Below are 12,048 nucleotides of genomic sequence, written 5' to 3'. Positions count from 1 at the left end.
TGCTGTTAGATCACCACTTTCTATTGCTTTTGCTGTTTCTGCAGATTGAGCTATTGCTTTTTGATCTTGGATTAGAGATGCTTTTATTTTTTCTACATTGCCATTAATCATTGTTCCCATTTTACCTATTTCGTCATTTGCTCTTATTTTTAATGGCTTAGGATCTACCTTTTCATGATTCAAGAATCTAAAGAATGTCTCAAGCGAATTCAACAGCAATGGGATTCTGGAGCCTACAATCATATTTATAATCATATATACCATAAATAAAATAACCACCAATAAAACTGCGGAAACAATAACAATTGTAGTTTGAACCTCCCTTAATGGTTCAAATACTGATTTACTAGGTGCAGTAAGCAATATAGACCATCTGCTTGAATTCCCTATAGTCGCAAAAGATGAAATACTAACAAAGCCTTGTATGCCAGCGCTTGATACATAATTATCTAGAATAATATTCTTATTATTCTTAACAGCTTCATCTATAATTCTTGCAGATTCATGTGTTCTGCCTTGTGAATAAGGTTTGAGTATCAACTTTGGATTAGAATGCAATGTAATTATGCCAGAATCGCTAATTAATGCTCTAGTATTACCTTTATACAAATCAAGAGAAGGATCTTGGAGTAAATCTCCAAAAACAATCAAATTAAATGTAAAGCCGACAACACCTATATAATTTTGATTTTTATCAAATATAGGCATAGCGATGTTTAGCCCCAAAAATTTTCCATTGCCAAAATCAAGCTCATTTGGTTCACCAACATACACAGTGTTTAAATCCCCATTTTTAGCACTTTTTTCTATTTCAGATATTATAGGTGATTGTCTAAAGCTATCTTTAAACTGCAAAACTTCCAAACCTCCTGCATTCATCAGATCCTTATCAACCAAAATAACACCAAAATTTCCACTCTCACTCAAATAACGACTATCAATATTGTAGCTAGATATAATATTTTTGTCATTTAATGAAAAGAAAGCATAGTCCGCATAAGCAGAGCCATCAAAACTATTTTTAAGCAAAATTTCTAATTCACTTACGCTAATATTGCCCTTATCTTTTATTGTAGAATTTATTGTTCTAGATACTGCCTTTGTTAAAGCTATTGTTTCATTTAATGAACCTTGTATAAAATTTGCATATCTATTAGTTGCTTCTTGCATTGTAACTCTAACGCTAGCATCTATACTGCTTTCAATCTTAAGAGATATAATATATGCCAATATTACAATCATAACAAGTATACTAACTGCAACAGATGTTACTAGCTTCATACCAATATTCATATTTTTAAACACTTGATTCTCCCATATTTATTTACGAGCAGAAATTGTATTTAAACCAATATTATAGACAATTAAAATATGTAAAAATTATTTTCCTGATTTTGCTACATAAATATGTATGGTACAGTAAGTACTATATCTTGTTTTTATTATTTTGAATTCATAGGTATTGTGAAGCCAGCTTTTACATCTACATTATTTGACAGAAGTATAAATTTTGTTCCAAATATTTTTGTAGCATGGTTATAAGCTATATGTATTACAAATGCAGATATGGATTCTCTTGATAATGCTTGTATGTTATGCATTATGCTAGAAGTTTATTGATATATGAAGCTATACATAAAAGTATCATAAGTACAAAAACTATGTCATTGTATAGAGTTATTTTGTTTGGCAATAACTATTAAAGCTCAATTGTGTTCTTTATCTTTATGTAATATTCTAAGTGTTGGTTGATATCTGTTTTTATTAATGTTTGATTGCATTTTAATTGTGCTGTTTTCACTTTTATGCTTTAACTATATCATTTACATTTGAGCATAGTACAAACCAAAATATAACAATCTCGATGAATTATCCCAGTTTTTAAAACTTTAATACAATAAACACTTGTCACTCGATTAAAATACATGCTATTCTAATTATAGAATACTAAAATTTATTCATTTTGTAGTTAAAACATACGATTACCTATCATTCTAGATGATTTTTGATTGTTTTTATTAAAAATTACAATATCAGTATCTAATTCTAATGCTCTAGTTTTTGTTCTCATCTTCTCTGTGAGAATCTCGCTTATAGCTACATTTTGACATATGTATGATTTCATATATCAATTTGATTGCTACAAAACATTTATTACTACAAATCTATCTTAGCTTATCCTTTAATAACTCATTTACTCTTGCTGGATTTGCACCTTTGGAGTTTTTCATCACTTGCCCTACAAAAAATCCAAAAAGTTTATCTTTGCCACTTTTATACTCTGCTACCTTATCTTCATTTGCGTTTAACACAGATTCTATAGCACTTAAAATTGCTCCATCATCATTGATTTGTGCCAAGCCCATAGAATCTATTAGGTTATCTACATCTCCACCTTTTTTCTCAACTAAGATATCAAGGATTTCTTTAGCACTTTTACCACTTACTTTTCCTTCATCTATGCGTTTGACCAAAGTTGCTAGAGTGCCAGAATCTATCCCACAAGTCTGCAATGTATTATTCCCCTTTAACCTCCCTAAAAGCTCTGTTGTTAGCCAAGTTACAGATCCTTTAGCACTTGCTCCTTTTTCTAGCATATCTTCAAAATAAAGTGCCATTTCAAGCTCACTTGTAAGTACGATTGCATCAGCTTCTTTGATGCCAAAATCTTTTACATATCTTGCTCTTTTTTCATCTGGCATTTCTGGGATCTTTTTGCCTTCATTCATTAGCTCTTCATCAATAAAAACAGGCAATAAATCAGGATCTGGGAAATAGCGATAATCTGCTGCTTCTTCTTTGCCTCTCATAGATCTTGTGGTACCTTTGTTTGTATCAAAAAGCCTTGTCTCTTGCACAACTTCATCTTCATATTTACCATCTTCCCAAGCTTCAATCTGTCGCTCAACCTCGTATTCTATGGCTTTTTGGATAAATTTAAAGGAATTTAGATTCTTAATCTCTACTCTAGTATAAAGCTTAGAATCTCCTTTAGGACGGATAGATACATTTGCATCACATCTAAAGCTGCCTTCTTGCATGTTTGCATCACTAATGCCTAAGAATCTAACAATCGAGTGAAGCTTCTTAAGATACGCAATAGCCTCATCGCTACTTTTCATATCAGGCTCACTTACAATCTCTAAAAGTGGAGTGCAAGCACGATTTAAATCTACTTTAGAATAGCTATCTTCATGGATATTCTTTCCTGCATCTTCTTCCATGTGGGCTCTAGTTACGCCGATTATTTTTTTCTCTCCATTCACTTCTATTTCTATCTCGCCTCTGCCAACTATTGGAATCTCAAATTGACTGATTTGATACGCCTTTGGCAAATCTGGGTAAAAGTAGTTTTTTCTAGCAAAGATAGAATTTTGATTAATTTTTGCATTAATTGCTGTGCCAAAAGAAATAGCCTTTTTTACTACTTCTTTATTAAGCACTGGCAGGGCTCCGGGTAAGCCTAGACATGTAGGACATACATTTTTATTAGGCTCTTCTCCAAAGCTAGTAGCACAAGAGCAGAAAATTTTGGTTTTGGTATTTAGTTGGACATGCACTTCAAGACCGATAATTGTTTCAAAAGCTGACATAAAAAATCCTCTAAAAAATAAAACTAAGTATAGCAAAAATTAAACTACAAAAGGCTACAATGTTTATTTTAAGGATATTATATGCTGATTTTAAACTCAAAAGATTCTAATTTTAAGATAGGTTTTGCAGAGATTTTACAAAGAGCAAAACTAGATATAACAAACCTAGAACCAAAGGTAAAAGAAATCCTAGATTCTGTCAAAAATAGCGGATTTTTAGCAATAAAAGAACAAATATCGAAGTTTGACCTTTGGAATCCAACTTGCGAAAATGATTTTATTATCCCTACACTTTCAATGAAAGAAGCCTATGAGAATCTAGATTCCACTCTTAAAGAAGCACTGCATGTAGCATATAATCGAATCTATAATTTCCACTCTAAGCAAATGCCAAAAACTTGGCTTACATTTGAAGATAATGGAAATATTCTAGGTCAAAAAGTTAGCCCAATACAAAAAGCAGGATTGTATATCCCGGGAGGAAAGGCAGCATATCCTAGCTCACTACTTATGAATGCGATTCCAGCAATAGTTGCAGGTGTAGAAGATATAATCGTGTGCACTCCAGCACCAGAAAATAAAGTAAATCCTCTTCTTTTAGCAGCAATGCATATTTGTAATATCAAGCATGCTTATAAAATAGGTGGTGCAACTGCAATTGCAACAATGGCATATGGAGCTAATTTTTTAGACAAAGTCGATGTAATAACAGGTCCTGGAAATATATATGTAGCTATTGCCAAAAAGCTCGTATTTGGTGAAGTAAATATTGATATGATAGCAGGACCAAGTGAAATAGGAATCCTAGCAGATGGAGAGTTTAACACAGAATATGTAGCATTAGATTTACTCTCACAAGCAGAGCATGATGAAATGGCAAGTTCTATTTTAGTAACTACAAACGAACCTTTGGCACATGAAGTATCAAAGCTTATAGAAAGTAACTTGCAAAATTTACCAAAAAAGCATATAGCAGAACAATCAATCAACAACAGAGGAGCTATAATAATCGCTCAAAATCTAAAAGAAGCAATAAGCCTTATGAATGAAATAGCACCAGAACACTTGGAAATTTTAGCAGAAAATCCACTAGAGATTCTAAGCGAGATAAAACATGCAGGTGCTATATTTTTAGGGGAAAACACGCCAGAACCTATAGGAGACTATATAGCAGGACCAAATCACACTCTACCAACAGGTGGTAGTGCAAGATTTTTCTCTCCATTAAGTGTTGAGAATTTTTTGAAAAAAAGCTCTATTATTTCATTTTCACATCAAGGCATTTTAGAGCTTGGAGATAAGTGTGCTATACTAGCTAAAAATGAGGGGCTAGATGCACATAAAAATGCTATTTTAGCTAGATTACATAAAAAGGATTAGTATGGATCATATTTTTGAAGGATTACCACAAGATAAGTGGTTGGACATTATTTTTAATGCTTCAAGAACACTATCAAGCAAAGAATTGCATAGAATCTTAGAAAGATTAGCAACTTTAGAGATACTCTTAGAAAAAAGACTTGGAGAATCATGGGAAGAAGAGCTAAACTACATAGTAAATAGCGAAGAATCTTCAGAAGAGATTCATAGATATACTCAAAATATCGCAATAGATTCTATGGGTAAAATATTAAGCCAAAATGAGTAGAATCTCTTGGTTTTTTTTGGCTATTTGTTTAATATCGCCTTTATATGCACCGCCTGATTGGAAGAGTGAGAAGTTTTTAGACTTAAATAAAGATGAGTTTTATATTGTAACTCTCCAAGCAAACGAAAGTCAAAAGACTTTATATTTTCGTTGGACTTTATTAAAGAATAATGGGCTTGTTATGCATTTAAATTATGATTATTTTCCACACCAATTTATCTTGTATAGGGATTATCAAAGGAATTGCTATAAAGTGTCTTTATTTAAAGAAGAGCAGAAAAATTATAGCGAGGGACCATTTTTTATGTTGTGTTTTAAAGACTACAATAGAAAAACAAAAGTAGCTACTTTGAAGTATTACATATATGATGGAAGGCGGGATTTTAATGTAATTGATGAGAGAAAGGAGAAAAATGGAGGCTTTGGATCAAATTAGCAATAAGATTATGTGTTTCTTAAAAGAGCTTAACTCCCCTTATGTGCTAGAAATGATACAAAATTTACAAAGTGGTAAAATGCTACGAAGCAAACTTGCATTAAACATAGCAGGAATTAGTGAAGATAGTATTTTGTTATGTGCCATTATTGAGATGATTCAGAGTGCTTCATTGTTTCATGATGATGTAATTGATAATGCCAAGATAAGGCGAAATAAGCCTTCAATTAATGCGACATTTGGAGACAAACATGCAATTATGCTTGGAGATGTGTTTTATTCTAAAGCGTTTTTTGAGCTTAGTAAATTTGGCAATATCGAGATTGCACAAATAATTTCTAATTCTGTAGTTCAATTATCTATTGGTGAGATTTTAGATGTAAAGATGAGTGATGAGTTTAATAGTGATGAATCAAGATATCTAGATATGATAGAGCTAAAGACTGCATCATTAATTGAAGCAACTGCAAAAAGTGCTGCTATTTTGGCAAATAAAGATTCAGAATCTTTTGGGCTTTATGGCAGAAATCTTGGTTTAGCATTTCAAATTATTGATGATATTTTGGATATTACGCAGACTTCAAGCACACTTGGTAAACCATCTTTGAGTGATTTTAAAGAAGGAAAAAGCACACTTCCTTACATATATCTATATCACCACTTGGATAAAGGCGGAAAAGATAGGCTTTTAGAATGTTTTGGTAGAAAATTAAGCGATGATGAGCAATCTTGGATTGTGGAGAATCTGCACTCAAGTGGTGCGATTAAAAAATCACATACTTTAGCACAGAAATTAGCACAAGATGGGATTGAAGCAATAATCAATCAATCTTGTGATAAACTTATAGAAATAATGGAAAACATGATTTGTAGGGATTTTTAGCAGCAATGAGTTATTATATTTTAAGCTATACGCATAAAAACACGGATTTATGCTTACGAGAAAAACTAGCATTTGATTTAAAAGAGCAAAAAACAAAAGACTTTCTAACTTCTTTAGTTGGTAATAAATTTATCGATGAAGCAATCATTCTTTCGACATGTAATAGAATCGAATTTATCACATATGTCAATAATAATGAAAAAGCAGAAGGATATATTCTTCAAAAGTTAAGCGATGAATCTAAAATACATTTAGATGAGCTAAAACAAAGAGCAGACTTCTACACTGATATATCAGCAATACATCATCTCTTTAGCGTTGCAAGCTCACTTGATAGCTTAGTTATTGGAGAGACACAAATAAGCGGTCAGTTAAAGAGTGCCTTTAAATTTTCATATGACATTGGCTGTTGTAAGCTAAATCTCTCTCGTGCAATTCATTATGCTTTTAAATGTGCATCATCAGTTCGAAACTCTACAAATATTTCTAAAAATTCTGTGTCAGTTGCAGGAGCTGCAGTCGCCCAAGCAAAAGATGTGCTAGGGAGTTTAGATGGCATAGATACGCTAGTTATTGGTGCTGGAGAGATGAGTTCTTTGTGTGTTAAGCATTTAGTAAATGCACACGCAAATATAGTTCTAATAAATAGAGAAATACAAAATGCACAAAAGATTCATGATGAAATTATGCAGAACAATCAAAATGCAAGAATAAAAGTTGAGAGCTTCAAAGAAATCGGAAGACTTATAAACTCAATATCATTGGTATTTACCGCTACTGGTGCTCCTCATAGTATAATAACAAAAGATTTAATCTCTCCATGTGATTTTACTAGATATTGGTTTGATTTAGCAGTACCTAGAGATATTGATTGTATCGATGATTCAAATATTAAGATATATGCAGTTGATGATTTGCAAGATATAGTTCAAAAAAACCTTGCACTAAGAGAAGAACAAGCAAGAGTTGCTTATGGGATAGTTGGAAGATATACGGAGGAATTTTTTTCTTGGATTAGCACTCTTAGTGTAGAACCATTAATAAAATTAATAAGACAAAAAGCAAAAGATTCTAGCCTAAAAGAATTGCAAAAAGGGATTCAAAAAGGCTATCTACCAAAAGAATATGAAAAAAATATAGAAAAGACATTGCACAATGCTTTTAATGTGTTTTTGCATGATTTGACTATGAATCTAAAATCAGTCTCAAACACACAAAAAGGAGATATGATAATTGAATCTTTGCAGTTTTTGTTTGATGATAATGATATAAAAATGACAGAACAATATAAATGTGAATATGCAACAGATTCTAAAAAGTAGGAGATTTAGATGAGATTTTCAAAATTTTTTATTCATACACTAAAAGAAACTCCAAGAGATGTTGCATTAAAAAGTCATGAATATCTAATTAGAGCAGGACTTATCTCACAAAGCGGTAGCGGGATTTATAGCTTTTTGCCATTAGGAAAAATAGTGTTACAAAAAATATCTGACATTACTAAATATCACATGGATAAAGCTGGTGCAAATGAAGTATTGCTTGGGTGTATTACTCCTGCATCTCTTTGGAGGGAGAGTGGTAGATATGAAAGATATGGGAAAGAACTCTTAAGGTTAAAAGATAGAAAAGATAATGACTTTGTCTTTGGGCCTACACATGAAGAGACAATAACAGACCTAACAAAAAATTACATAAAAAGTTATAAGCAACTTCCAATACACCTATATCAGATTCAAACAAAATTTAGAGATGAGATTCGACCACGATTTGGGCTTATGAGGGCTAGGGAATTTATAATGAAAGACGGATATAGTTTTCATAGTTCTTATGAATCTTTAAAAGAAGAATTTGACAAAATGGAGCAAATTTATAGTGATATTTTTAGAGATTTAGGGCTTGATTTTAGAGTTGTAGAGGCTGATAGTGGGGCTATTGGTGGGAGCGGAAGCAAGGAGTTTATGGTTTTAGCCAATAGTGGAGAAGATACAATTTGTGTATGCGATTCTTGCTCTTATGGGGCTAATTTGGAAATTGCTACAAGAAAACCAAAAGCACCAAATTCACAAGCACCAGAAGCCAATTTTGCTAAATTCCATACCCCAAATACAAAGACAATAGAATCTTTATGTGAGTTTTTTAAAATAGATTCTTATTGGACTATTAAAGCTGTTGTAAAAAAGGCATTATTTGATAATGAGGTTAGTGAATATGTGTTCTTCTTCCTTAGAGGGAGTGATAGCTTAAACGAAACAAAGGCATTAAATGCAACTGGTGCAAATGAATTGTGTGATGTTAGTGAAGAAGAAATATCAAAGCTTGGGCTGTTTGCTGGATTTATAGGACCTTATGCATTAAGAAATATTACAAACTCTAAGCATATCTACTTTGATAATGAACTAAATGGTGCTAAAAATATGATATGTGGTGCAAATGAACTTGATTATCATTTTGTGGGTGTTGATCTAAATCTTTTTGAAGACCTAGAATTTAAAGATTTATTAGAGGTAAAAGAAGGCAATGTTTGCCCTAGATGCGATGGTGGTAAGTTGTATTTTACAAAAGGCATAGAAGTTGGGCATATATTTCAGCTTGGAGATAAGTATTCAAAAGCAATGAGTGCGACATTCCTAGATGAAAACGGGAAAACAAAACCTTATATAATGGGTTGCTATGGCATAGGAATCTCAAGACTAATTGCAGCTATAATAGAGCAACACCACGATGAAGTAGGCATAAAATGGACAAAGAATACAGCACCATTTATGGTTGATATAATAATCTCGAATATTAAAGATGAAAATCAACGAAATATAGGTGAAGACCTATATTCTAAATTGTTAGAATTAGGGGTTGAATGTATAGTTGATGATAGAAATGAAAGATTTGGAGCAAAGATAGCTGATTTTGAACTTGTTGGATTCCCTTATGCTATTATCGTTGGGAAAGGTGCTATTGAAGGAAAAGTAGAGTTAGTATGCAGGGAGAATCTGCAAAAACAAGAATATGAACTAAGTAAAATAGACAACCTTTTACATGAAGTAAAAAAATGCCTTTAATTTTTGTTTTTATTTATCTATTCATTGAAGTTTTAGTTAGCTATGAAATAATAGAAATTATCGGCGTATTTGGTTTTGTTTTAGAAATTATAGTAACCGCTTTTGTTGGGTTTTTGATAATTATAAACTTTAGAATTTTTTTTGTAGAAGCACTAATAAAACTAAGAGATAGAGAAATCACGCAAGAAGCTTTTATAGGTTCTAATATTTTTAGAATCTTGGGTGCTATTTTGTTGATTTTGCCGGGTGGTTTTACTGATATTCTAGGGATTGTTATGCAGTTTGGTAGTGTTGGGTTTTTTATGCTAAAACCATTTATAAAGCTAGATAAAAATAAAAACTTCAAAGATTCAAATGATATTATCGATGTAGAAGTCATTTCAAAGGACAAATATGAATAAGATTGTAATAGGAACTAGAGGTAGTTTATTGGCACTTTGGCAAGCAAATTTCATAAAAGATTCGTTAATAGCTAAATATCCACACATGAATGTAGAACTACAAATTGTAAAAACTAAGGGTGACAAGATACTTGATACTCCATTATCCAAGATAGGTGGCAAAGGACTTTTTACAAAAGAGTTAGAAGTGTTGCTTCTAAATGGTGAAATAGATTTAGCTGTTCATAGTCTAAAAGATGTTCCAGTAGAGTTTGAATCAAATCTTGGTTTAGGTGCTATTACAAAAAGAGAAGATATAAGAGATAGCTTTTTGAGTTTCAAGTATAAAGACATAATGGAGTTACCAAGCGGTGCTAAAGTTGGGACGACATCTCTAAGACGCATCATGCAGATTCATTGTTTGAGAAAAGATATAGACTGCATAAGCCTAAGAGGAAATGTGCAAACTAGATTAAAACGACTAAAAGATGGCGATTTTGATGCAATAATTTTAGCTCAAGCTGGTGTAAATAGGCTAAATATCACAGAAGTACCTATAATAAAGCAATTAGATTTTATACCAGCTATGGGACAGGCAGCTTTGGGAATAGAATGTAGGCTAGACAGCCAAGTGCTACACTTGTTGGATTTTTTAAATGATAGAAATTCTTTGTTTGAAACTAGTGCAGAGAGGGCATTTATTAGAGAGTTAAATGGTGGTTGTCAAGTACCAATAGGCGTGAATGCAAAATTAAATGAACATAATATGTATATTGAGGCAATACTTGGGTTACCAAATGGAAATAAAATCATTAAACATAATATGAGTGATATTGTTTTAAATTTACAAGATTCTGAAAGTTTGGGTAGCAAGTTGGCACAATACTTTATAACAAAAGGTGCAAATGATATTCTAAAATTGGCACAAAATTGGACATTTTGATAAAAATAATATATTTAATACATTTTATATTAATTTAAAGATACAATGTAGTCTCTCGTTTTTTGGTTGTGAATATTTTGATGATACATACTTAGGAGCATGTTTATGAATAGTATAAAATTAAAAGTGTCTTTGATTTCCAATTTTATCACAATATTCTCTCTTATCCTGTTGGGTGTTATTACTTTTATTTTTGTTAAGAACATAGTATTTAGTAGCGTTTCTACGGCAGAAATGAATTATTTAAGGGGGGCTTCAGTTTCATTGACATCTTTTAGAAGCAACAACATAGACTCATTAGATAGATTTTCCAAGAAAGTTTCTCAGTTAAGTATAAATCGATTGCAAAGTGATACAATGCTTGATAATGTAGGACCAATGGTTTCTGTATTTAGGGCAGCTCATGGTTACTTGAGTGCCTATATAGCAGATCCACACACTGGAAATATAGTTGTTAGCAATAGCGATTCCGATAAAGAAGGTAGCGACTATATTTTATATGGCGAAAAACAAAACTATGATGCTAGAACAAGAGTATGGTATAAAGGTGCATTAAAAACCCAAGGCATATATGTATCCGAACCTTATATGGACCAAGCAACAGGATTGCCTACCTTCACTTATTCTATGGCTATTTATAAAAATGGTATTTTAGTGGGTGTTTTGGCTTTTGATGTTTTAACATCTAAGTTACAAACCATGTTTGATGAATTACCTGGTAGAATTTTTTCTTTTGATGAAAATGGTACAGTATTTGTATCTAGTGATCACAAATTGTTGAATCCAAATAATGATGAACTGCAAAATTTAAAGATGATATTTGAAGGTTCTAGAAATCATAAAGATTATGAACCATTTTATTATACAAATGTGGCTGGTGATGAAAGATATGTAGTCTGTGCAAAAACAGGTTTAAATACTTCTTGTGTTGGGGAATCTTTAGCTGTAATAAACAAACCAGTCGTTGAAATAGCTTGGAAACAAGCAACAATAGTGTCAATTATAATAGTTTTAAATGTTATTATTATGTATTTCATAATATCTCGTATGCTAACTCCATTGCAATTTATCCAACAAGGTCTACTTTCATTCTTTAAATACATAAA

12 protein-coding genes and 1 pseudogene are annotated in these 12,048 nt (G+C 31.9%); 9 read left to right on the top strand and 4 right to left on the bottom strand.

Annotated features, from left to right (window positions below; translation table 11 throughout):
• The 4 genes and pseudogenes from PF021_RS08490 to gatB form a co-directional block, all read right to left on the bottom strand.
• Positions 1-1,305, bottom strand: a pseudogene (locus tag PF021_RS08490) (methyl-accepting chemotaxis protein); the annotation flags it as partial.
• 137 nt (positions 1,306-1,442) lie between these two features.
• Entirely contained in the window at positions 1,443-1,601 is a 159-nt protein-coding gene (locus PF021_RS08485) for a hypothetical protein (protein WP_271022057.1), read from the bottom strand.
• Positions 1,602-1,969: 368 nt separating this feature from the next.
• Entirely contained in the window at positions 1,970-2,125 is a 156-nt protein-coding gene (locus PF021_RS08480; protein ID WP_271022056.1) for a hypothetical protein, read from the bottom strand.
• A 40-nt stretch (positions 2,126-2,165) separates the two neighbouring features.
• Positions 2,166-3,593 (bottom strand): Asp-tRNA(Asn)/Glu-tRNA(Gln) amidotransferase subunit GatB, encoded by a 1,428-nt coding sequence (gene gatB / locus PF021_RS08475; protein WP_271022055.1) that lies wholly within the window; start codon positions 3,591-3,593, stop codon positions 2,166-2,168.
• 81 nt (positions 3,594-3,674) lie between these two features.
• Here gatB and hisD point away from each other — a divergent pair, with 81 nt between their 5' ends.
• From hisD to PF021_RS08430, 9 genes are all read left to right on the top strand, one after another.
• The gene (hisD, locus tag PF021_RS08470) at positions 3,675-4,973 is read left to right on the top strand and encodes a histidinol dehydrogenase (RefSeq protein WP_271022054.1); all 1,299 of its coding nucleotides are present in this window, start codon (positions 3,675-3,677) and stop codon (positions 4,971-4,973) included.
• Between the two features lies 1 nt (position 4,974).
• Positions 4,975-5,241: a DUF2018 family protein gene (locus PF021_RS08465; protein ID WP_271022053.1), complete on the top strand. Its 267-nt coding sequence runs from the start codon at positions 4,975-4,977 to the stop codon at positions 5,239-5,241.
• A gap of 16 nt (positions 5,242-5,257) precedes the next feature.
• Positions 5,258-5,677 carry a hypothetical protein gene (locus PF021_RS08460; protein WP_271022052.1) on the top strand — a complete coding sequence of 140 codons (420 nt, stop codon included), beginning with the start codon at positions 5,258-5,260 and terminating at the stop codon, positions 5,675-5,677.
• Positions 5,655-6,560 (top strand): polyprenyl synthetase family protein, encoded by a 906-nt coding sequence (locus PF021_RS08455; RefSeq protein WP_271022051.1) that lies wholly within the window; start codon positions 5,655-5,657, stop codon positions 6,558-6,560. Before PF021_RS08460 ends, PF021_RS08455 begins: the two co-directional genes overlap by 23 nt.
• Before the next feature lie 5 nt (positions 6,561-6,565).
• Entirely contained in the window at positions 6,566-7,882 is a 1,317-nt protein-coding gene (hemA, locus tag PF021_RS08450) for a glutamyl-tRNA reductase (protein ID WP_271022050.1), read from the top strand.
• Positions 7,883-7,891: 9 nt separating this feature from the next.
• Entirely contained in the window at positions 7,892-9,619 is a 1,728-nt protein-coding gene (locus PF021_RS08445; RefSeq protein WP_271022049.1) for a proline--tRNA ligase, read from the top strand.
• Positions 9,610-10,020 carry an FxsA family protein gene (locus PF021_RS08440; RefSeq protein WP_271022048.1) on the top strand — a complete coding sequence of 137 codons (411 nt, stop codon included), beginning with the start codon at positions 9,610-9,612 and terminating at the stop codon, positions 10,018-10,020. Before PF021_RS08445 ends, PF021_RS08440 begins: the two co-directional genes overlap by 10 nt.
• Entirely contained in the window at positions 10,013-10,942 is a 930-nt protein-coding gene (gene hemC, locus PF021_RS08435; protein ID WP_271022047.1) for a hydroxymethylbilane synthase, read from the top strand. The genes PF021_RS08440 and hemC overlap by 8 nt, the downstream gene beginning before the upstream one ends.
• 357 nt (positions 10,943-11,299) lie before the next feature.
• Positions 11,300-12,048 (top strand): PDC sensor domain-containing protein (locus PF021_RS08430; RefSeq protein ID WP_271022046.1); only part of this gene is annotated, 749 nt, incomplete at its 3' end.

This window comes from Helicobacter ibis, from assembly GCF_027859255.1.
Classification (GTDB): domain Bacteria; phylum Campylobacterota; class Campylobacteria; order Campylobacterales; family Helicobacteraceae; genus Helicobacter_D; species Helicobacter_D ibis.
This window is presented reverse-complemented; position numbering and strand designations above follow the sequence as displayed.